Genomic DNA, 20,644 nt, shown 5'->3' with positions numbered 1-20,644 from the left:
TCGCTTCGGCTAACCGACGACCCGCCCGTTCAGCACCACCCGGCGCGGAGCGGCGAGCACGCGCACGTCCGCGCGCGGGTCCTCGTCGTACACCACCAGGTCCGCCGGCGCGCCCTCGTCCAGGCCGGGACGGCCGAGCCACCGTCGGGCGGCCCAGGTCGTCGCGGCGAGGGCCTCGACGGGCGGGATGCCGGCCGTGACCAGTTCGGCGACCTCCGCCGCCGCCAGGCCGTGGGCCAGGGAACCGCCCGCGTCGGTGCCGACGAAGACCGGGATCCCGGCGTCGTAGGCGTCGCGCACCGTGTCGTAGCGGCGTTCGTGGAGCCGGCGCATATGGGCCGACCAGCGCGGGTACCGGGACTCGCCGCCGTCGGCGAGCGCGGGGAAGGTGGCGATGTTGACGAGGGTGGGCACGATGGCGACGCCCCGCTCGGCGAAGAGCGGGATGGTGTCGTCCGTCAGCCCGGTGGCGTGCTCGACGCAGTCGATGCCGGCCTCGACCAGGTCGCGCAGGGAGTCCTCGGCGAAGCAGTGCGCGGTGACGCGGGCGCCCAGGCGGTGGGCCTCGGCGATCGCGGCCTCGACGGCGCCGCGCGGCCAGCAGGCGGACAGGTCGCCGAGGTCCCGGTCGATCCAGTCGCCGACCAGCTTCACCCAGCCGTCACCGCGCCGGGCCTCCTGGGCGACGTACGCGACGAGGTCCTCGGGCTCGACCTCCCAGGCGTAGTTGCGGATGTAGCGGCGGGTGCGGGCGATGTGCCGGCCCGCCCGGATGATCTTCGGGAGGTCCTCGCGGTCGTCGGTCCAGCGGGTGTCGGAGGGCGAGCCCGCGTCGCGGATGAGGAGGGTGCCTGCCTCGCGGTCGGTGAGCGCCTGCTTCTCGGCGACATCCTGGGGGACGGCGCCGTGCTGGTCCAGGCCGACGTGGCAGTGCGCGTCGACCAGGCCGGGCAGCGCCCAGCCCTCGACGGTGCGGACGTCGGCGGCGCCGGCGGGGCGGTCGTGGGAGATCCTGCCGTCGATCACCCACAACTCGTCGCGGACCTCCTCCGGTCCGACGAGCACCCGACCCCTGACGTGCAGCACCGTGCGATCGCTCATGCCCCGCACCTTAGACCGGCCCGCGGGGGTGTTCGAAGGCCCGGTCACCGGCCGCCGTCGCGCGCTGCCGCTCGGGCGCGCAACTCGGTCGCGTATCCGGCCGCGACGGCACCGGCGACGGCGGTCAGGGCGAGGACGGCGACGCCGGGGTTGACGTAGCCGGGGACGTCGGCGGAGTCGTAGGCGTCACCGTCGGTGGTCTCGCAGCTGAAGCGCAGGGGCAGGTAGGAGACGGAGTAGTCGATGACCCGCCCGGACAGCTCCGGGGACACGCCGGCACGGCAGGGCCGCAGCGGCGCGGAGCCCGTACCGCCGTCCTCCGCCTCCATGGCCGCGAAGCCCACGCACAGCAGACCCCAGAGGTACAGCAGGGCGGCGGCCCCGCCCGCGACCCCGGCGACGACGCGGAAGGGCGCGCCCGGCTTGCGCGGCGCGGGAACGGCGGCCGTCGGTGCCGGCTGCGCGCGGGGGTACGTGCCGGGACCCCGGCTCACGAGGGCGGCCGTCACCACCGCGACGAGGAGGAGCAGCAGGAGAGCGAACACGAGTACGAGTTCATCAGCTCGGCGATCACGACGGCTGTGGCGGAAGCCACAATTCCGGGCGTGGGGGTGTCGCAACGGACGGCCTCCGGCGCGAGCGGCGGCGGAGGCCATGGTTACTCTCGACTCCGTACGCGCCGTACACCTGCCCGTGAGCGAAGAGAGCACCACAGTGACCCACCCCTTCCTGGACCTCGCCCCGCTGAGCGCCGGCCGTTTCGCCGCGATCGAGGACCGGGTCGCGCGCCTGCTCGGCACCGGCCAGGACGTCGTGATCATGCAGGGCGAGGCGCTGCTGCCGCTGGAGGGTGCGATCCGCGGTGCCGCCGGGCCGGGCACCGTCGCGCTGAACGTGGTCACGGGGCCGTACGGGCAGACGTTCGGGGACTGGCTGCGGGACTGCGGTGCGACCGTGCACGACCTCGACGTGCCGTTCCACACGGCGGTGACCGCCGAGCAGATCCGCGGGGCCCTGGCCGAGCACCCGGAGATCGACTTCGTCTCCCTGGTGCACGCGGAGGCGGCGACCGGGAACACCAACCCGGTCGCGGAGATCGGTGAGGTGGTGCGGGCGCACGGCGCGCTCTTCTACCTGGACGCCGTGGCCTCCGTGGGCGCCGAGCCGGTCCTGCCGGACGCGTGGGGCGTGGACCTGTGCGTCATCGGGGCCCAGAAGGCGATGGGCGGTCCGGCGGGGGTGTCGGCGGTGTCGGTGAGCGAGCGGGCGTGGGCGCGGATGGCGGCGAACCCCGGGGCGCCGCGCCGGTCGTACCTCTCCCTGCTGGACTGGAGGGAGCGCTGGATCGACGGCGGGCGCAAGGCGCTGCCGCACGCGCCGGCGCAGTTGGAGATGCTCGCCCTGGAGGCGTGCGTGGAGCGCATCGAGGCGGAGGGCCTCGAGACGGTGACGGCGCGGCACGCGGCGGCCGCGGCGGCCACCCGGGCCGGCGCGCTCGCGCTGGGCGGCGGCCTGGAGCCGTACGTGTACGAGGCGAAGGACGCGGCGCCGGTCGCGACGACGCTGCGGACGCCGTCCGGCGTCGACGCGTCCGAGCTGGTGGCCCGGGCCCTGGAGTCCGATCCGGCGCTGCCGCTGGCGGCGGGCGGGGGCGCGCTCGCCGGGGAGATGATCCGCGTCAACCACTACGGTCCGCAGGCGACGCGCGGAGCCGTCCAGGGCTCTCTGGCGGCACTGGGTGCCGCGCTGGCCGAGAAGTGCCTGAAGGCCGACCTGGAGGCGGCACGGCGGGCCGTCGAGGACGCCTGGGTCCGGCCGGCCGGCCCCGGACTTTCGGGAGCATGAACTCAAGGGAATTACCGAAGCTCACACAAACAGAATTAACGAATTACACTCAGCACAGCTTCCCGTATTCTCCTGCCCGCTTTCCCGGGTCTTAAACACAACGACTTCACGGGCCTCGACTCTCGCATTTCGGGCAGCTCTCGCACGGGTTACGTGATTGTGACCCGATCCACATGCTGCCCGTTTTGCGGCGTTTGACACGTGCAAACCGCCCATATCGCCGCCTTCTCGCGCGGAAGCACGCGCCCGCGTGATAACACATGACGCGCCCATACGTAACCCCGTCCGGCGATGCAATTTCGAATTTCCCTGGGTAAATTCAATTCGCATGACTGCCGCGCAAGCAGACCTGCAAATCGACCGTCCGAGAGTGGCCGACGGGGCCGCTCTGTGGCGGATAGCGAGGGATTCCGAGGTCCTCGACCTGAACTCGTCCTACAGCTATCTGCTCTGGTGCCGGGACTTCGCCGCCACCTCGGCCGTCGCCCGCGACGGGCACGGCGTGCCGGTCGGCTTCGTCACCGGCTACATGCGGCCGGACCGGCCGGACACCCTGCTCGTGTGGCAGGTGGCGGTGAACCGTGCCTACCGTGGACGGAGGCTCGCGGCTTCTCTGCTCGACGGACTGGCCGCCCGGACCGTCGCGGAACGCGGGATGACAACCGTGGAGACCACCATCTCACCCGACAACACCGCGTCCCAGCGGCTGTTCACCTCGTTCGCCGAGCGACACGGCGCCCGGCTGGAGCGCGAGGTGCTGTTCGGCACCGACCTGTTCCCCGACGGGCCGCACGAGCCCGAGGTCCTGTACCGCATCGGCCCCCTGTCCGCAGCCCGCTGACCGACCGGCTGCCCGGACGGCCCGGCACCCCTGACCGTCCGGCCCTGAGACTTCCCGGCCGGGACCTCACCGGTCCCCCGGATCCGTACGACCTTCCTCTCCCACCCTCATCCCACGAGGAGCGATTTCGTCGTGACCATCACCCAGCCCGACCTCAGTGTCTTCGAGACCGTCGAGTCCGAGGTGCGCAGCTACTGCCGCGGCTGGCCCACCGTCTTCGACCGCGCGCTCGGCAGCCGCATGTACGACGAGGACGGCCACGAGTACCTCGACTTCTTCGCCGGAGCGGGCTCGCTCAACTACGGGCACAACAACGCCGTGCTGAAACGCGCGCTGATCGACTACCTGGAGCGGGACGGCGTCACGCACGGGCTCGACATGTCGACCACCGCCAAGCGCCGCTTCCTGGAGACGTTCCAGAACCTGGTGCTCCGCCCGCGTGACCTGCCGTACAAGGTCATGTTCCCCGGCCCGACGGGCACCAACGCCGTGGAGTCCGCGCTCAAGCTGGCGCGGAAGGTGAAGGGACGCGAGTCGATCGTGTCGTTCACCAACGCCTTCCACGGCATGTCGCTGGGCTCGCTCGCCGTGACCGGCAACGCCTTCAAGCGGGCCGGCGCCGGCATCCCGCTGGTGCACGGCACGCCCATGCCGTTCGACAACTACTTCGACGGCACCGTCGAGGACTTCCTGTGGTTCGAGCGGCTGCTGGAGGACCAGGGCTCCGGCCTCAACAAGCCGGCCGCCGTGATCGTCGAGACGGTGCAGGGCGAGGGCGGCATCAACGTCGCCCGGGCCGAGTGGCTGCGCGCCCTGTCCGAGCTGTGCGAACGCCAGGACATGCTGCTCATCGTCGACGACATCCAGATGGGCTGCGGCCGTACCGGTGCCTTCTTCTCCTTCGAGGAGGCGGGCATCACGCCGGACATCGTCACCGTCTCCAAGTCGATCAGCGGCTACGGCCTGCCCATGGCGCTGACCCTGTTCAAGCCCGAGCTGGACGTCTGGGAGCCGGGCGAGCACAACGGCACCTTCCGCGGCAACAACCCGGCCTTCGTCACGGCGACCGCCACGCTGGAGGCGTACTGGGCCGACGGGTCGGCGATGGAGAAGCAGACCCGCAAGCGCGGCGAGCAGGTCGAGCAGCACATGATCGCCATCACCGAGGAGAACCTCGCCGACATCAAGGAGTACCGGGGCCGCGGCCTGGTCTGGGGCCTGGAGTTCCACGACAAGGAACGCGCGGGGAAGGTCGCGGCGCGCGCCTTCGAACTCGGGCTGCTCATCGAGACGTCCGGCCCCGAGAGCGAGGTCGTCAAGCTGCTCCCGGCGCTCACCATCACGCCCGACGAGCTGGACGAGGGCATGAAGACCCTCGCCCGGGCCGTGCGCGAGACCGCCTGACGGCACCACTGCTTCCGGCGCCTTCGGCCCGCGCGGCCGAGGGCGCCGGGGACCCTTGCACACCCTTCACCTAGGAGGCATCGCAACACCGTGATCGTCCGTTCGTTCAAGGAGATCGAAGGCACCGACCGGCACGTGAAGTCGGCGTCCGGCACCTGGGAGAGCAAGCGCATCGTCCTGGCCAAGGAGAAGGTCGGCTTCTCCGTCCACGAGACGATTCTGTACGCGGGTACGGAGACGTCGATGTGGTACGCGAACCACATCGAGGCCGTCGTCTGCACCAAGGGCGACGCCGAACTGACCGACCGCGAAACGGGGAAGACGTACCACATCACGCCGGGGACCATGTACCTCCTGGACGGCCATGAGCGGCACACGCTCAAGGTCAAGGAGGACTTCCACTGCATCTGCGTCTTCAACCCGCCCGTGACCGGACGGGAGGATCACGACGAGAACGGCGTCTACCCGCTGCTCACCGAGGAGGTGTGAGTCACCGTGACCACCACGACCACGAACGTCACCGACCTCTATCCCACCCGCGGCGCCACCGAGGTGGCAACCCCCCGGCAGGACCCGGTCGTCTGGGGCTCCCCGGACACGCCCGGCCCGGTCTCGGCCGGTGACCTGCAGGCGTTGGACCGCGACGGTTTCCTCGCCGTCGACCAGCTCATCGGACCGGACGAGGTCGACGTCTACCGGCGCGAGCTGGAGCGGCTCACCACGGACCCGGCCATCCGCGCGGACGAGCGCTCGATCGTCGAGCCGCAGTCCAAGGAGATCCGGTCGGTCTTCGAGGTGCACAGGATCAGCGAGGTGTTCGCCAAGCTGGTGCGCGACGAGCGCGTGGTCGGGCGGGCCCGGCAGATCCTCGGCTCGGACGTCTACGTCCACCAGTCCCGGATCAACGTCAAGCCGGGCTTCGGGGCCAGCGGCTTCTACTGGCACTCGGACTTCGAGACCTGGCACGCCGAGGACGGCCTGCCGAACATGCGCACCATCTCGGTCTCGATCGCGCTCACCGAGAACTACGACACCAACGGCGGTCTCATGATCATGCCGGGGTCGCACAAGACGTTCCTCGGGTGCGCGGGGGCCACGCCGAAGGACAACTACAAGAAGTCCCTGCAGATGCAGGACGCGGGGACGCCGTCCGACGAGGCGCTGACGAAGATGGCCTCCGAGTACGGCATCAAGCTGTTCACCGGCAAGGCCGGCTCGGCGACCTGGTTCGACTGCAACTGCATGCACGGGTCGGGCGACAACATCACGCCGTTCCCGCGCAGCAACGTGTTCATCGTGTTCAACAGCGTGGAGAACACGGCGGTCGAGCCGTTCGCGGCACCGATCCGGCGGCCGGAGTTCATCGGGGCGCGGGACTTCACTCCGGTCCGGTGACCCGGCTCGGCCGGGGGTCCGGGGGTCGTCCCCCGGAGAACACCGCATCGGGGCGCGGGACTTCACCCCGGTCCGGTGACCCCGCTCGGCCGGCGGTCCGGGGGTCGTCCCCCGGAGAACACCGCATCGGGGCGCGGGACTTCACCCCGGTCCGGTGACCCCGCTCGGCCGGCGGTCCGGGGGGCGTCCCCCGGAGAACACCGCATCAGGGCGCGGGACTTCACCCCGGTCCGGTGACCCCCGTCCGAACCCGGGCAGGGGCCTTCTCGTGTGGGACGGGAGGCCCCTGCCCGATGCTGTCCCGGCCCGGCTTCCCTGCCGCCTCCGGCCCGGCCGTCTCAGCCCGCCAGCACGTCCAGCAGCCGGTCGACGTCCGCCGCCGTGTTGTAGAGGTGGAACGCGGCCCGCAGATGGCCCGCCCGGTCGGAGACCTGGACGCCGGCCCGGCTCAACTCGCCCTGCCGGTGGCCGAGCCCGGGCACGGAGACGATCGCGGAGCCCGGCGCGGGCACCGGCTCGTGCCCCAGGGAGCCCAGCCCCTGCCGGAACCGGTCGGCGAGAGCGGTGTCGTGGGCGTGTACGGCGTCCACGCCGAGTTCCTCGATCAGGGCCAGGGAATGCCGGGCGCCCGTGTAGGAGAAGAGGGCCGGGCTCTCGTCGAAGCGGCGTGCGGAGTGCGCGAGTTCCTCGACGGGGCCGTAACAGCTGTCCCAGGGGCGCTCACCCGACGCCCACCCGGCGAACAGCGGCGTCAGTCCGGCCGACTCTCCCAGGTCCTCCGGTACGACGAGGAAGGCGACGCCGCGCGGGCAGAGCACCCACTTGTAGGCGACGGCGGCCACGTAGTCGAAGTCGTCCGCGGCCAGCGGCAGCCACCCGTTGGACTGCGAGACGTCGACCAGCGTCCGAGCACCGTGCGTCCGTGCGGCGTCCCGCAGCGCCGCCAGGTCGGCGATCCGCCCGTCGGCGGACTGGACGGAGCTGACCGCGACGAGCGCGGTCTGCGGACCGACCGACTCCGCGATCCGCTCCAGCGGCACGCTGCGCACCTTCAGGTCGCCGCGCGAGTACAGGGGGTTCACCAGGGAGCTGAAGTCGGCCTCCGCGGTGAGGACTTCGGCGCCCGCGGGCAGCGAGGCCGCGACGAGCCCGCTGAACGTGGCGACGGACGCACCGGCCGCGACCCGGGTGGCGGGCACCCCCAGGAGCCGGGCGAAGGCGGACCGGCTCGCCTCGACGTCGGCGAACATGTCGAGCGGCTGCCCGGCCGCCGCGGACGCCGCCGCGTCACGCATCGCGACGAGGGTCCGGGCGGGGAGCAGGCCGGTACTGGCGGTGTTCAGGTACGTGGTCTCCGGGGCGAACTCGGCACGGACGAGGTTCTCGAAGCTCTCCATGAGGCCACTGTGCCGCCCGGCGACCTACCCGTCCATCACGTATTCCTACGCGGTTCCTCCAAGGAACGCTTATGCGACTGCCGCCACCTGGAGTCTCAGTTCCGGGGCACCGCGCACCCGTCCGGACCGCACGCCTCGGCGCCCCCGTCGTCGATCAGCTTCAGCGGTGTGCGCTCGCCCCACGCCTGCGTCAGCGCCTGGGCGAAGACCTCGGCGGGCTGGGCGCCGGACACGCCGTACTTCCGGTCGAGCACGAAGAACGGCACGCCCGTGGCCCCCAGCTCCGCGGCCTCGCGCTCGTCGGCGCGCACCTCGTCGGCGTAGGCGGCGGGGTCGGCGAGCACCGCGCGGGCGGCGTCCACGTCCAGCCCGGCGGCGACGGCCAGCTCCACGAGCCGCTCGTCGTCGTTGAAGACGGAGCGCTCGTCGGCGAAGTTGCCCCGGTAGAGCGCGTCCAGCAGCGCCTCCTGCCGTCCCTGCTCCCTGGCGAGGTGCAGCAGCCGGTGCATGTCGAAGGTGCTGCCGTGGTCGCGGTCCCGGGTGCGGTAGTCCAGTCCCTCGGCGGCGGCCTGCGTACCGAGGTTGTCCTCACCGGCCTGTGCCTGGGCCTCGCTCATGCCGTACTTGGCGGTGAGCATCGTCAGCACGGGCTGGACGTCGTCCTTGGCCCGCCCGGGGTCCAGCTCGAACGACCGGTGGACCACCTCGACGCCGTCACGGTGCGGGAAGGCCGCGAGCGCCTTCTCGAAGCGGGCCTTGCCCACGTAGCACCACGGGCAGGCGATGTCGCTCCAGATCTCGACGCGCATGTCTCGGCTCTTCTCCAGGTCGTACGGGTGCGGAGGCCCTCTCCGCCTCGTACGTGAACGTTCAAGCAGCGGGGCTCATTCCCCCGGCACGCGATACCGCAGGAACAGGTGGTGGTCGCCCTCGGCGGGCGGGTTCTCCGGGTCGGGGACCCAGCCCCGGCGGGCGTAGAAGGCCTGGGCGCGCCGGTTGTCGACGTGTACGTCCAGGACGGCCGTCCGCCTGGCGTCGGCGTGCCACTGTTCGACGCAGGCCGTGTGCAGGGTGGTGCCGATGCCGGTGCGCCAGTGGTCGGGGTCGACGTGGAACTGGAACAGCTTGACCGTGTCCGCCGGGCCGTCGTCCGGGACCCGGAAGGAGGCGATGCCGACGAGGCCGCCCCGTTCCACGGCGCACAGCACGTGCCCGTCGGGCCGTTCGACGGCACTGCGCCACACGGCCACCCAGTCGACGCCGTCGTCGGGGAGCCCGTCCGGGTAGTACGTCGCCCTGGCCCGGGCGTGCAGGGCGGCGACGGTCTCCGCCTCGGCGGGCAGGACGGTACGGATCACCCGGCTTCCGGTCACACGTTCGCTGATCATGCAACGCAGGACGCGGAAGCCGGGCCTCGCGGTTGCGTCAGCTGCCGTCGCGCAGGTCCGCCGGCCAGGCCGGCCGGAACTCCAGGTGGTCGTACGTCACCTCGCACCCCTCCCCCACCGGCGCCTGGGCGAGGAAGCCGACCAGGGCCGCGCCGGTCTCCTCCTCGTCGCCCAGGGTGAACAGCCGGACGAAGGTCCAGCGCTCGCCGTCGAGGGAGGCGTGGAAGGCGAAGGCCCGTCCGGTGCGGCTGACCCGCAGCCAGACGGAGTTTCCGTCCACGGTGAAGGAGTTGACGTCGTCGGAGTGCCCCCGGGTGACCACCGTGCAGACGGTGGGCACGTCCGGGGAGTACTCCAGGCACAGCTTGGCCCAGGCCCGTTCGCCGACGTGGACGTAGAGGACGCCGGCGTCGAAGGCGCCCTTGAAGCCGACCGTGACGCGGGCGATCAGCTGGAAGTCCCCGTCGGGCGGACCCAGCAGTCTCGGCGCGTCGGACGTGGGCTCCAGTGCCTCCCCGGTCGGCGGCACGAAGCGGTCCTGCCGGGGGCCGGCCGATCCGGTGAGGACACCGTTCTCGTAGGACCAGGCCCCGTCGGGGCCGTAGGCGCGGAGGGGGAAGGGCAGTTCGGGAAGTTCCAGGTCCATCGGTCGATCCTCTCGGGGCGGGTGTACCTGCTCGGGGGCGCGGAGGCGCGGGGCCGCGTCGGGCCGCGGCTCCGCCGCGTGGGCGCGAGCGGCCACCGCGGTGCCGCGGCCCGCGAAACGGTGCCGCGGCCCGCGCACCACCCGCGCCCCGACGGCGCTACCGCTCGAGCACCCCGTTGAACCGGCGGGGCAGCCCCAGCGGATTGCCGTCCCGCAGCTCGGCGGGAAGCAGCGCCTCGGGCGTCCCCTGGTACGCGACCGGCCGCAACCACCGCTCGATCGCCGTACCGCCCACCGACGTGGACGTCGACGTCGTCGCCGGGTACGGGCCCCCGTGCTGCTGGGCCGCCGCCACGGCGACCCCCGTGGGCCAGCCGTTCACCAGCACTCGTCCCGCGAGCGGCGTGAGCTCCGCGAGGATCTCCGCCCCGCGTCCCTGGCCCGCCGCCTCCTCGGCGGAGAGCTGCACGGTCGCCGTGAGGTTGCCCGGCAGCCGGGACAGGACTCCCCGCACCTCGGCCTCGTCCTCGTAGCGGGCCACCACGGTGACCGGTCCGAAGCACTCCTCGAGGAGCAGGTCGTGCTCGCCCTGCTCCGTCAGCCGCCCGGCCGGCACGGTGAGGAACCCGGCGGCGACGGAGTGCTCGCCTCCCGAGCCCGGCGTCACCGGGCAGTCCACGTCGGGCAGCGCCGCGCGTTCGGCGACGCCGGCGACGAAGTTGTCCCGCATGCGGTGGTCGAGCAGCACGCCGGCGTCGGTGTCGCCGACCGCGTCCGTGAGGGACTTGACCAGGCCGTCACCGGCGGCGCCCGACGGCACCAGGACCAGGCCGGGCTTCACGCAGAACTGGCCGACGCCCAGCGTCATCGAGCCGGCCAGCCCGGCGCCGATCGCCTCCGCCCGCTCGGTGGCCGCCGCCTGGGTGACGACGACCGGGTTCAGCGAACCGAGCTCGCCGTGGAAGGGGATCGGGACCGGCCGCGCGGCGGCGGCGTCGAACAGCGCGCGGCCACCGCGGACGGAACCCGTGAAGCCGGCGGCGGCGACCAGCGGGTGCTTGATCAGTTCGATGCCCGCCTCGAAGCCGTGCACGAGGCCGACGACGCCCTCGGGGAGGTCGTGCCGGGCGGCGGCCCGGCGCAGCACCTTGGCGACCAGCTCGGACAGGGCCGGGTGGTCGGGGTGTGCCTTGACGACGACCGGGCAGCCGGCCGCGAGCGCGCTCGCGGTGTCACCGCCGGGGACGGAGAAGGCGAAGGGGAAGTTGGAGGCCGAGTAGACGGCGACGACACCCAGGGGCACCTTGTAGCGGCGCAGGTCCGGGATCGGCGGGGTCGCGGTGTCGTCGGGGTGGTTGATGACGACGCCGAGGAACTCGCCCTCGTCGACGATGTCGGCGAAGGCCCGCAGCTGGTAGCAGGTGCGGGCGAGTTCGCCGGTGAGCCGGACCGGGCCGAGCGCGGTCTCCGCGTCGGCCGCCTCGACGAGGGTGCTCTCGGCCGCCTTCAGCTCGTCGGCGGCGGTGCGCAGGAAGGCCGCGCGGACGGTGCGGTCGGCGAGGGCGTCCCGGGCGGCGTGCGCGGCCCGGACGGCGGCGTCCACCTCCTGGGCCGTGGCTTCCACCGCGACCTGCTCGCGCTGCTTCCCGGTTCGGGGGTCGACACTCCAGACTGGTGCTGCTGCCACCGCGGGTCCCTCCACGTGCTCTGCGTCGGACGTGCTGCGCATCGGACTCGTTCGATATACTGAACGCTGTCTCTGATGATGAATATGCTGTTGGAGACTATATCTTCAGCTTCTCGTCGAACGAAGGGGTCAAGGGCGATGTCGACTGGCGAGACGGGAGGCGGAGCGCAGGTCAAGTCCGCCGTACGGACGGTTGAACTGCTCGAGTACTTCGCCGGACGCCCCGGTATGCACTCCCTCGCGTCGGTCCAGGAGGCCGTCGGCTATCCCAAGTCCAGCCTCTACATGCTGCTGCGCACACTGGTCGAGCTGGGCTGGGTGGAGACCGACGCGACCGGCACGCGGTACGGCATCGGCGTGCGGGCGCTGCTGGTCGGCACGTCGTACATCGACGGCGACGAGGTGGTCGCGGCGGCGCGGCCGACGCTGGACCGGCTCTCCGACGACACCACGGAGACCATCCACCTGGCGCGGCTGGACGGCACGAACGTCGTCTACCTGGCCACCCGCCAGTCGCAGCACTACCTGCGGCCGTTCACCCGGGTCGGCCGCCGGCTGCCCGCGCACTCGACGTCGCTGGGCAAGGCGCTGCTGAGCACGTACGGCGACGAGCAGGTCCGCAAGATGCTCCCGGAGACGCTGCCCGCGCTGACCGAGCACACGATCACCGACCGGGAGAAGCTCATCGAGGAGCTCCACCAGGTGCGGGAGCAGGGCTTCGCCGTGGACCGCGAGGAGAACACGCTGGGGCTGCGCTGCTTCGGCGTCGCGGTCCCCTACCGGACGCCCGCCCGGGACGCGATCAGCTGCTCGGTGCCGGTGGCGCGGCTGACGCCCGCCCACGAACAGATGGTGAAGGACGCGCTGTTCGACGCGCGGGACCGGCTGATGCTGGCCACGCGTAGGCTCTGAGCCATGCACATCGCTCTGCGCGAGGTACACGACAGCGACCTGCCCGTCTTCTTCCGGCAGATGAACGACCCGGAGGCCCTGCGCATGGCGGCCTTCACCCCGGAGGATCCCGCCGACCGGGACGCCTTCGAGGCCCACTGGGCGAAGATCCGCGCGTCCTCCGACGTCGTGCGGACCATCCTCGGCGACGGTGACGTCATCGGCAGCGCGGCGGTGTACGGGGAGCCGGGCGAGCGCGAGGTGACGTACTGGGTCGACCGGGCGTACTGGGGGCGGGGGGTGGCCACCGCGGCGCTGCGGGCGCTGCTCGCCGAGGTGAAGGACCGCCCGCTGTACGCGCGGACGGCGGCCGACAACGACGGTTCGCGGCGCGTGCTGGAGAAGTGCGGCTTCGAGACGAGTGCCCGGGCCCGCGGGTTCGCCCGGGCCCGGGGCGAGGAGATCGACGAGCTCGTGCTCCACCTCGCGGACTGACCCGCTCCGCCGCGCGGCGGAGGCGGATCGTCGGTGCGCAGGACGTGCCCGGGGCGTCCGCGCGGGAGCGTGGAGGCATGACGCAGACGCTCGCATCCCGAGGGGCCATCCCCGCCCCGGCGCCCGGTACCACCCGGGCCCGCCGGCTCCTGCGCGCCGTGGCCGTGCTCTCCTGCCTGCCCTATCTCGGGCTCAAGGTCGCCTGGATCGCGGGGAGTCGGGTCGGGATACCGGACGGCAGCGTCCTGCTGGACCACCGGGTCACCATGGCCCTGGCCAACGGGCTCACCCTGCTGCTGGACAGCTGTGTGATCGTGCTGGTCCTGGTGCTGACCCGGCCGTGGGGCCTACGGGTGCCCGCGTGGCTGCTGGCGTTCCCCGTGTGGGTCGCCGGGGGGCTGCTCGCGCCGATCATGGCCGGGTTCCCGCTGCAGCTCCTCACCCGGGCGCTCGGCGGCGGCACCGCGACGGCGTCCGGCCAGGGGCGCGAGCCCTTCCTCGACGCATGGGTGTTCGGGGTCGTGTACACCGGGTTCATCGTGCAGGGACTCGCCCTCGGGGCGCTGTTCGTGTCCTACGCACGTGACCGCTGGGGTCATCTGTGGCGCGGGCGGGTGTGGGAGCTGCCGGCCGGCGTCGTCGGGACGCCGTACAAGGCCGTCGCCCTGGCCGGGGCGGTCCTCGCGTCGTTCCCGCTCGCCGTCCGGGCGTACTGGGCGTGCGGCGGCACGGCGGGACTCGGTGCCGCGGACCGCATCAGTGGCTTCCAGGCGCTGGAAGGCATGCACGTCGCGTTCCTGGCGGCGGCGGTCACCGGCACCCTGCTGCTCGCCTTCCGCCGAGCCCCCGCCCTGCCGGTCACGGTGCCCCTCGCCGCGACGTGGGTCTGTTCCGGCGCCGCGGCCTGCTGGGGCGGCTGGGTCCTGCTCGCCACGCTGCTGCCGGCCGGTGATTCCGCCGACAGCCCGACACGGCTGATGACGCTCGCCTACGCTGGCCAGATGATCGTCGGCCTCCTCCTCGCCTCAGTCGACGCCCATTTCCTCGCCCGGCGGTCGGCGACGGCCCGCACGCGGCCGTGACCGCACTCGCCCGGTTCCTGTTCGGCCGGCGGGCGCGCCTGCGGTGGATCCATCTGATCCTCGGCGGCGCGCTCGCCATGCCGTACGTCCTCGTCGGCTCGGTCGTCGTCGGCCCGGCCACCGGGGTCACGAACGTCTTCGGCTCCTTCTCCCTGCAACTGGCCTCGTTCGCCCTCGGGTTGCCGCTCGCGGCCGTCACCTCGCTGTTCCCGCTGACCCGCCCCCTGGAGTCCGGCGTCGTGCGGTGGCTGTGCGGCGTCGAAGCGGACCGGCTCGCCTTCGGACCCGCCCGGACGACGGGCGAGAAGGGGCGTACGGCGGCCTGGTTCACGCTGCACCTCGGCTTCGGCGGGATCATCGCCGGGATGTCCCTCACGGTGCCGCCCTTCGCGGTGGCGCTGGTCGCGCTGCCGTTCGTGCCCGCGCTGCGCGAGGACTGGGCGGAGCCGCCCGGTGTCCTCCACCACTCCTGGGCGCTCGCGCTCGCGCCGGTCGCGGGTGCCGCGATGCTGGTCGCGCTCGCCGGATGCGCCGCCGCCTGCGGCACGCTGCTGGCCCGCTGGGCGCCCGCGCTGCTCGGCGCGTCCCCCGAGGACCGCGTCGCGGCGGCCGAGGCCCGCGCCGCCGACCTCGCCGTCCGCAACCGGCTCGCGCGCGAGCTGCACGACTCCGTCGGCCACGCCCTCAGCGCGGTCACCCTCCAGGCGAGCGCGGCCCGCCGGGTCCTGGACACCGACCCGGAGTTCGTCCGCGAGGCCCTCGCCGCGATCGAGGACACCACCCGCCGCACCGTCGGTGAACTCGACGCCGTACTGGGGGTGCTGCGGGACGGCGACGCGCCCGGCACCGCGCCGGCGCCGACGCTCGCCGCCGACCTCGACGGCCTGCTGCGCCGCGTCCGTGCGGGCGGACTGCGGGTGACGGCCACCGTCGCCGCCGACCCCGGTGCGCTTCCGCCGCTGGTCTCCCGCGAGGCGTACCGCATCGTTCAGGAGGGGCTGAGCAACGCGCTCAAGCACGCGGGCGGGCGGGTCGCCGTGGCGCTGCGCGTCGATGTGTTGGACGATCACCTGCGGATCACCGTCGAGAACCCCCTCGGCGGGACCGGCGAGGCCCGCGCCCCGCGCCCCGCCGGTGGGCACGGCCTGCGCGGCATCGCCGACCGGGCCCGCCTGCTGGGCGGCGCGGCCGAGGCGGGCGCCGTCGAGGGGGTGTGGCGGCTCCACGTGCGGCTGCCGCTGAGGGGCGGCGCGTGACCGGCCGGACAGGACCGGGCGCCCCGCCCGCCACCGGTGGCCCGCCCGGGGAAGACCGGTCCGCGGCCCGCCCGTGGGACATCGTTCCCCGCGCCTTGCGGAGGAACGTCCCGCAGCCCTGTGAAGGGCCGGCCCGCGGCCCGTCCGTGGAGCATCGTCCCGCAGCCCCCGTGGAGGGCCGGCCCGCCGGCGGGAGGCCGGGCGTCCCACCCGGAGGAGGCCGCACGGCCTGCCGGTGCGGGACCGGGCACCCCTGCCGCACAAGCCGCACGAAACCGCACGCACCGTCCGAAGAACCCGAACGCCCCGCCCGAACGATCCCGCACGACCCACCCGAAGAACCCGAGCACCCCACCCGAAACGATCCCGCACGACCCACCCGAAGAACCCGAGCACCCCACCCGAAACGATCCCGCACGACCCACCCGCGGAGGACCCCATGACCCGCCCGCCGATCCGGATCGTCCTCGCCGACGACGAACGCATGGTGCGCACCGCCCTGCGCGCCATCCTCTCCGCGGAAGCGGACCTGGAGGTCGCCGGTGAGGCCGCCACCGGGGCCGAGGCCGTCTCCGTCGTGCGGCAGACCCGGCCGGACGTGGTCCTGATGGACGTCCGCATGCCCGAGGTCGACGGCATCCGCGCCACCGAGCAGATCCTCGCCACGCTCGCCGAACCGCCCCGCATCGTGGTCGTGACCACCTTCGAGAACGACTCCTACGTCTACGACGCCCTGCGCGCCGGGGCCGCCGGCTTCCTGCTCAAGCGCGCCGACGCCGACACGCTCGTCCAGGCCGTACGGCTGGTGGCGCGCAGCGACACGCTGCTGTTCCCGTCGGCGGTGCGGGGGCTGGCGGCCGAGCACGCCCGTGCGAACCCCGCCCCGCCCGCCTGGGTGGCCCGGCTCACCGACCGCGAGGGCGAGGTGCTGCGCCTGATGGCGACCGGGCTGACCAACGCGGAGATCGCCGAGCGCATGCGGGTGGGGCCGGCCACGGTGAAGACCCATGTCGCGTCGGTGCTGGCCAAGACCGGCACCCGGGACCGCACCCAGGCGGTGATCCGGGCCTACGAGGCGGGCTTCACGAAGCCGGCTTCATGAACGGAAGATGAGAAAGCAGGGCGCATGGGAACGATTCGCTCCCGCCCGTTCGTCCTGTCACCGGGATGAACAAGACGATCAGGCGTGCATCGGTCTTCACGCTGCTCCTGGTGTTCGCTCTGCTGATCAGGGCGACCTGGGTGCAGTTCTACGACGGCCGGGCACTCGCGGACGACAAGGAAAACCGGCGCAACGCGATCGAGACGTACGCGGAGCCGCTCGGGAACATCATCGTGGCCGGCCGGTCGGTCACCGGCTCGGCGCGGACGGAGGGGAGTGACCTCGCCTACAAGCGCACGTACGAGGAAGGCAGCCTGTACGCGGCGGTGACGGGCTACGCCTCACAGGCGTACGCGCCGACGCAGCTGGAGGGCATCTACCAGGACCTGCTCAACGGCACCGACCCGCGGCTGAAGACGGTGATGGACACCGTCACCGGCACCCGGGCCGAGCCGGGCAACGTGGTCACGACGATCGACCCGGACGTGCAGAAGGCAGGGCTCGATGCGCTGGGCGGGACGAAGGGCGCCGCCGTCGCGATCGACCCGAGGACGGGCCGGATCCTGTCGGTCGTGTCGACCCCGTCGTACGACCCGGGCTCGCTGACCGACGCCAACACCGCCGGCGAGGCGTGGGAGAAGCTCACCGGCGACCCGGACAAGCCGCTGACCAACCGCGCGCTGCGCCAGCCGTTGCCGCCGGGCTCGACGTTCAAACTGGTCGTGGCCGCCGCCGCGCTGGAGGACGGGCTGTACGGGTCGGTGGACGAGCGGACCGACAGCCCGGACCCGTACACGCTGCCGGGCACCGTGACCGACCTGACGAACGAGAACCCGAACGCGCCCTGCGAGAACGCCACGATCCGCACCGCGCTGCAGTACTCGTGCAACAACGTCTTCGCGAAGATGGCCGTCGACCTCGGTCAGGACGAGCTGCGGGCGACGGCCGAGAGGTTCGGCTTCAACGACGAGACGCAGGACGTGCCGGTGCGGGCCTACACCAGCGTGTTCCCGAAGGACATGAACAAGTCGTCGACGGCCCTGACCGGCATCGGCCAGTTCGACGTGACGGCGACCCCGCTGCAGATGGCGATGGTGTCGGCGGCCCTCGCCAACGGCGGCGAGCTGGTCTCCCCGCACATGGTGTCGCAGATCACCGACAGCGGCGGTGACGTCCTGGAGGACTACGGCGACGCGGACTCGAAGCGGATCGTCAGCTCCGCCACCGCCGAGCAGCTGCAGTCGGCGATGGAGACCGTCGTCGAGAAGGGCACCGGGTCGAACGCGCAGATCTCCGGCGCGACCGTGGGCGGCAAGACGGGCACGGCCCAGCACGGCGAGAACAACAGCAAGACCCCGTACGCCTGGTTCACGTCGTACGCCAAGTCCGACTCGTCGGACGAGGAGGTCGCCGTGGCGGTCATCATCGAGCAGTCCGACGCGGCCCGCTCCGAGGTCAGCGGCAACGGCCTGGCGGCCCCGGTGGCCAAGGCGATGATGGAGGCGGCGCTGAAGAGCTAGGGGGTGTCGTTCGGACCAGGCCGACGGACCCCCGGCGGGGTTCGCTCCGTCATACGGCGTTCGGCTCACCGTACGGTCGGTACGTCGGACGCTGCTACAGTTCCGGATTCCCGCCCGGCGCACGGCTGTTCGACGCCGGGGAAGCCGCTGCGAGGAGAGTCCGCCTGTGGAGACAGTCGTCGACGACGCCGCCTCCGTGGAGTTCCACGCCTTCTTCGAGCGCCACTACGCCGAACTCTCCCGGCTCGCCCACCTGCTGACGGGCGAGCCGGACGCCGCCGACGACCTCGCCGCGGACGCCCTGCTGGCCCTGTGGCACCGCTGGGACCGGGTCCGCGCGGCCGACCATCCGGCGGCGTACGCGCGCGGTGTCGTCGCCAACCTCGCCCGCACCCGCATCCGCACCGCCGTGCGCGAGCGCAGACGGATCGCCCTGTTCTGGTCGCAGCGCGAGGAGAAGACGGAGAACCCGGACGTCGCGGGTGTGGTGGACGTCCAGGAGGCGCTGCGCCGGCTGCCGTTCCGCAAGCGGGCATGTGTCGTGCTGCGGCACGCGTTCGACCTCTCCGAGAAGGACACGGCGCTCGCCCTGGGCGTCTCGGTGGGTACGGTGAAGAGCCAGACGTCGAAGGGAATGGCCGAACTGCAGCGGTTGCTCGGCACACGGGAAGCTCAGAAACAGGTGCACGCGGCGGTCGCGCGCAGTGGTGAGGCCGCGGGAAGGAACCGATGACCGGGCAGCTGGACCGGGACGAGGAGCTGCGCACCCGGTTGCACGAGGCGGCCGGGGCACATGAGCCCGACCGGGCGCGCATCCTGGCCCGGGTCGAGCGCGGCATGGCAGGCCAGGGCCAGGACCGCCCCGGGCAGCACCGGGCGGCGCGTCCGCCGCTGCTGGGCTGGGCGCGGGTGGCCGGTGCCACGGCCGCGGTGGCGGGAGTCCTCGCGGTCGGCGGATACGCGGTCGCGTCGGCGGTGAAGGACGACGCTCCCCCGCAGCGCTCGGTCACCGCCTCTCCGACCCCCGCGCCGTCACCGGACGCCGCCACGAGCCGGACGCCCGCCCCGCCGGCCGACCCGACGCCGACCGCCCCGCCCGAGCCGACGGCCCCGGAGACCCCCGCGTCCTCCGGGCCGCCGACCGGCAGCGAAACGGCCCGGCCGCCCGCCTCCGGCGTCGAGGACGGCCCGCTGTGGTCGGACGGCTCGGTGGACCCGCACAGCAACGACTTCTGGGCACAGAGCAACGTCACCCTGAAGACCGGTGAGCCGCTGACCGCGCTCACCGTCGAGCTCAGGGTGGCGCAGACCGGCGGTGTCACCTCCACCGGCGCCTGGCGGTCGCTGCCGGAGGACGACTTCACGCTCACGCTCGAGGAGCGGGACGGTTTCCTCGTCCACCGGTGGACGCTCAAGGAGGGCCGGACGGTCCCGGCGGGCGAGTGGGTGTTCGCCGGCCAGTACAACCACGAGCACGGCGGCCGGGACGCGCGCGGCGACCACTACTCCGCGACGGCCACCGCCGGGTCCGAACGGCTCTCGGTGAAGGGCGACTTCGCACCCCGCGACGACGGTTCGTGAAAAAGATCCGAAGACGCGGCAACCCATTCCGCACCGGTGGCGACCAGGAAGCGTAAAGATCCTCTCCCCACGCAAGGAACATGGGCATGACTGCACGAGCTGAACAGCGCGTCCGCCACCGCCGCCGGATCACCAAGCGGCGGGCGGTGATCGCCGGAACCGCTGCGTTCGGCCTCACCGGAGCGGCGATCGTCACCACGACGATGCTGTCCACCGCGGGTGCCGCGTCGTCCTGGCCCGAGGACACCGGCAGCAAGCCCGTCTCGTCGACGATCCCGGTCAAGGGGACGTACGACGGCGGGATGAAGAAGTTCTACGGCACCGGCGACCTGGGCGGCGACGGCCAGGAAGAGGGCCAGGACCCGGTCTTCGAGCTGGCGGACGGTGCCACGCTGAAGAACGTCATCATCGGCACCCCCGCCGCCGACGGCGTCCACTGCAAGGGCTCCTGCACGCTGCAGAACGTGTGGTGGCTGGACGTCGGCGAGGACGCCGCCAGCTTCAAGGGCACCTCGCCCTCGGCGGTGTACACGGTGTACGGCGGCGGCGCGAAGAACGCCGACGACAAGGTGCTCCAGTTCAACGGCGCCGGCAAGCTCGTCGTCTCGAAGTTCCGGGTCGAGAACTTCGGCAAGCTGGTGCGCTCCTGCGGCAACTGCAAGAAGCAGTACAAGCGCACCATCATCATCAACGACGTGGACATCACCGCGCCCGGCAAGTCGATCGTCGGCATCAACCAGAACTACGGCGACACGGCGGCCCTGCGCAACGTCCGCATCCACGGTGACGGCAAGAAGAAGATGGAGACCTGCGTCCGCTTCGAGGGCAACAGCAGCGGCAAGGAGCCCAAGAAGCTCTCCCCCGCCGGCCCGTACGGCAAGACGTGCGACTTCACCGCTTCGGACATCAGCTACAAGTAACCGTCCGAGCCGTCAGGACCACCGGCCCGCCCCCCGGGCCGGTGCGCGCCGTCCGAGCCCCCCTCGGCCGGCCCGTCGAACGCCCCCGCCGGT

Annotated in this window: 21 protein-coding genes; 14 read left to right on the top strand and 7 right to left on the bottom strand. The window is 72.5% G+C overall.

Going from position 1 to position 20,644, the window contains the following annotated elements; genetic code table 11:
• Positions 1-9: 9 nt before the first annotated feature.
• Positions 10-1,101: an amidohydrolase family protein gene (locus ACZ7G3_RS11350; protein WP_426599521.1), complete on the bottom strand. Its 1,092-nt coding sequence runs from the start codon at positions 1,099-1,101 to the stop codon at positions 10-12.
• A gap of 44 nt (positions 1,102-1,145) precedes the next feature.
• Complete coding sequence (locus ACZ7G3_RS11345; RefSeq protein ID WP_470924863.1) at positions 1,146-1,646, bottom strand: hypothetical protein; 501 nt, start codon at positions 1,644-1,646, stop codon at positions 1,146-1,148.
• Between the two features lie 169 nt (positions 1,647-1,815).
• On the opposite strand from ACZ7G3_RS11345, the gene ACZ7G3_RS11340 reads away from it, so the two are divergent.
• The 5 genes from ACZ7G3_RS11340 (at position 1,816) to thpD (ending at position 6,586) form a co-directional block, all read left to right on the top strand.
• Positions 1,816-2,946 (top strand): pyridoxal-phosphate-dependent aminotransferase family protein, encoded by a 1,131-nt coding sequence (locus tag ACZ7G3_RS11340; protein ID WP_470924959.1) that lies wholly within the window; start codon positions 1,816-1,818, stop codon positions 2,944-2,946.
• A 328-nt stretch (positions 2,947-3,274) separates the two neighbouring features.
• Positions 3,275-3,787, top strand: coding sequence for a diaminobutyrate acetyltransferase (ectA, locus tag ACZ7G3_RS11335; protein WP_426599523.1), 513 nt, complete (start codon positions 3,275-3,277; stop codon positions 3,785-3,787).
• Between the two features lie 132 nt (positions 3,788-3,919).
• Complete coding sequence (gene ectB, locus ACZ7G3_RS11330) at positions 3,920-5,191, top strand: diaminobutyrate--2-oxoglutarate transaminase (protein WP_426599524.1); 1,272 nt, start codon at positions 3,920-3,922, stop codon at positions 5,189-5,191.
• Between the two features lie 90 nt (positions 5,192-5,281).
• Positions 5,282-5,680, top strand: a complete 399-nt coding sequence (locus ACZ7G3_RS11325; protein ID WP_217144727.1) for an ectoine synthase — start codon at positions 5,282-5,284, stop codon at positions 5,678-5,680.
• 6 nt (positions 5,681-5,686) lie between these two features.
• On the top strand, positions 5,687-6,586 hold the full coding sequence (thpD, locus tag ACZ7G3_RS11320) for an ectoine hydroxylase (protein WP_426599525.1): 900 nt from the start codon (positions 5,687-5,689) through the stop codon (positions 6,584-6,586).
• Between the two features lie 338 nt (positions 6,587-6,924).
• On the opposite strand, the gene ACZ7G3_RS11315 is transcribed toward thpD, so the two are convergent.
• The 5 genes from ACZ7G3_RS11315 to ACZ7G3_RS11295 form a co-directional block, all read right to left on the bottom strand.
• Positions 6,925-7,983, bottom strand: a complete 1,059-nt coding sequence (locus tag ACZ7G3_RS11315; protein ID WP_470924861.1) for an aminotransferase class V-fold PLP-dependent enzyme — start codon at positions 7,981-7,983, stop codon at positions 6,925-6,927.
• A gap of 95 nt (positions 7,984-8,078) precedes the next feature.
• Entirely contained in the window at positions 8,079-8,792 is a 714-nt protein-coding gene (locus tag ACZ7G3_RS11310) for a DsbA family oxidoreductase (protein ID WP_470924859.1), read from the bottom strand.
• 75 nt (positions 8,793-8,867) lie between these two features.
• Positions 8,868-9,371, bottom strand: a complete 504-nt coding sequence (locus tag ACZ7G3_RS11305; RefSeq protein WP_470924857.1) for a GNAT family N-acetyltransferase — start codon at positions 9,369-9,371, stop codon at positions 8,868-8,870.
• Between the two features lie 37 nt (positions 9,372-9,408).
• The gene (locus ACZ7G3_RS11300) at positions 9,409-10,017 is read right to left on the bottom strand and encodes a DUF1349 domain-containing protein (protein ID WP_470924855.1); all 609 of its coding nucleotides are present in this window, start codon (positions 10,015-10,017) and stop codon (positions 9,409-9,411) included.
• 157 nt (positions 10,018-10,174) lie between these two features.
• Positions 10,175-11,704: an aldehyde dehydrogenase (NADP(+)) gene (locus ACZ7G3_RS11295; protein ID WP_470924853.1), complete on the bottom strand. Its 1,530-nt coding sequence runs from the start codon at positions 11,702-11,704 to the stop codon at positions 10,175-10,177.
• A 138-nt stretch (positions 11,705-11,842) separates the two neighbouring features.
• On the opposite strand from ACZ7G3_RS11295, the gene ACZ7G3_RS11290 reads away from it, so the two are divergent.
• The 9 genes from ACZ7G3_RS11290 to ACZ7G3_RS11250 all read left to right on the top strand — a co-directional run bounded on the left by ACZ7G3_RS11290 (position 11,843) and on the right by ACZ7G3_RS11250 (position 20,551).
• Entirely contained in the window at positions 11,843-12,616 is a 774-nt protein-coding gene (locus tag ACZ7G3_RS11290; RefSeq protein WP_470924852.1) for an IclR family transcriptional regulator, read from the top strand.
• A gap of 3 nt (positions 12,617-12,619) precedes the next feature.
• Positions 12,620-13,090, top strand: a complete 471-nt coding sequence (locus ACZ7G3_RS11285; protein ID WP_426599532.1) for a GNAT family N-acetyltransferase — start codon at positions 12,620-12,622, stop codon at positions 13,088-13,090.
• A 77-nt stretch (positions 13,091-13,167) separates the two neighbouring features.
• Positions 13,168-14,172, top strand: a complete 1,005-nt coding sequence (locus tag ACZ7G3_RS11280) for a hypothetical protein (protein WP_470924850.1) — start codon at positions 13,168-13,170, stop codon at positions 14,170-14,172.
• A complete protein-coding gene (locus ACZ7G3_RS11275; RefSeq protein WP_470924848.1) occupies positions 14,169-15,428 on the top strand; it encodes a sensor histidine kinase in 1,260 nt (419 codons plus the stop codon). The genes ACZ7G3_RS11280 and ACZ7G3_RS11275 overlap by 4 nt, the downstream gene beginning before the upstream one ends.
• Before the next feature lie 439 nt (positions 15,429-15,867).
• Complete coding sequence (locus ACZ7G3_RS11270) at positions 15,868-16,530, top strand: response regulator transcription factor (RefSeq protein ID WP_470924847.1); 663 nt, start codon at positions 15,868-15,870, stop codon at positions 16,528-16,530.
• Positions 16,531-16,595: 65 nt separating this feature from the next.
• The gene (locus tag ACZ7G3_RS11265) at positions 16,596-18,050 is read left to right on the top strand and encodes a peptidoglycan D,D-transpeptidase FtsI family protein (RefSeq protein ID WP_470924845.1); all 1,455 of its coding nucleotides are present in this window, start codon (positions 16,596-16,598) and stop codon (positions 18,048-18,050) included.
• Positions 18,051-18,216: 166 nt separating this feature from the next.
• Complete coding sequence (locus ACZ7G3_RS11260) at positions 18,217-18,783, top strand: SigE family RNA polymerase sigma factor (protein ID WP_426599537.1); 567 nt, start codon at positions 18,217-18,219, stop codon at positions 18,781-18,783.
• On the top strand, positions 18,780-19,631 hold the full coding sequence (locus ACZ7G3_RS11255) for a hypothetical protein (RefSeq protein WP_470924843.1): 852 nt from the start codon (positions 18,780-18,782) through the stop codon (positions 19,629-19,631). Before ACZ7G3_RS11260 ends, ACZ7G3_RS11255 begins: the two co-directional genes overlap by 4 nt.
• An 86-nt stretch (positions 19,632-19,717) precedes the next feature.
• Positions 19,718-20,551, top strand: a complete 834-nt coding sequence (locus tag ACZ7G3_RS11250; protein ID WP_470924841.1) for a pectate lyase — start codon at positions 19,718-19,720, stop codon at positions 20,549-20,551.
• Positions 20,552-20,644 lie beyond the last annotated feature (93 nt).

The sequence above is a fragment of the Streptomyces sp. NPDC037271 genome (assembly GCF_055603605.1).
The sequence above is the reverse complement of the archived record's forward strand: the minus strand, read 5'-3'. Positions and strand labels throughout refer to the sequence as shown.

Excerpts from the sequence above, each read along its gene's own strand:
- ectA (WP_426599523.1), top strand. The coding sequence starts at position 3,275 with ATGACTGCCGCGCAAGCAGACCTGCAAATCGACCGTCCGAGAGTGGCC.
- ACZ7G3_RS11350 (WP_426599521.1), bottom strand. The coding sequence starts at position 1,101 with ATGAGCGATCGCACGGTGCTGCACGTCAGGGGTCGGGTGCTCGTCGGA.
- ACZ7G3_RS11270 (WP_470924847.1), top strand. The coding sequence starts at position 15,868 with ATGACCCGCCCGCCGATCCGGATCGTCCTCGCCGACGACGAACGCATG.
- ACZ7G3_RS11255 (WP_470924843.1), top strand. The coding sequence starts at position 18,780 with ATGACCGGGCAGCTGGACCGGGACGAGGAGCTGCGCACCCGGTTGCAC.
- ACZ7G3_RS11250 (WP_470924841.1), top strand. The coding sequence starts at position 19,718 with ATGACTGCACGAGCTGAACAGCGCGTCCGCCACCGCCGCCGGATCACC.
- ACZ7G3_RS11310 (WP_470924859.1), bottom strand. The coding sequence starts at position 8,792 with ATGCGCGTCGAGATCTGGAGCGACATCGCCTGCCCGTGGTGCTACGTG.
- ACZ7G3_RS11300 (WP_470924855.1), bottom strand. The coding sequence starts at position 10,017 with ATGGACCTGGAACTTCCCGAACTGCCCTTCCCCCTCCGCGCCTACGGC.
- ACZ7G3_RS11265 (WP_470924845.1), top strand. The coding sequence starts at position 16,596 with ATGAACAAGACGATCAGGCGTGCATCGGTCTTCACGCTGCTCCTGGTG.
- ACZ7G3_RS11290 (WP_470924852.1), top strand. The coding sequence starts at position 11,843 with ATGTCGACTGGCGAGACGGGAGGCGGAGCGCAGGTCAAGTCCGCCGTA.
- ACZ7G3_RS11285 (WP_426599532.1), top strand. The coding sequence starts at position 12,620 with ATGCACATCGCTCTGCGCGAGGTACACGACAGCGACCTGCCCGTCTTC.
- ACZ7G3_RS11280 (WP_470924850.1), top strand. The coding sequence starts at position 13,168 with ATGACGCAGACGCTCGCATCCCGAGGGGCCATCCCCGCCCCGGCGCCC.
- ACZ7G3_RS11315 (WP_470924861.1), bottom strand. The coding sequence starts at position 7,983 with ATGGAGAGCTTCGAGAACCTCGTCCGTGCCGAGTTCGCCCCGGAGACC.
- ACZ7G3_RS11305 (WP_470924857.1), bottom strand. The coding sequence starts at position 9,371 with ATGATCAGCGAACGTGTGACCGGAAGCCGGGTGATCCGTACCGTCCTG.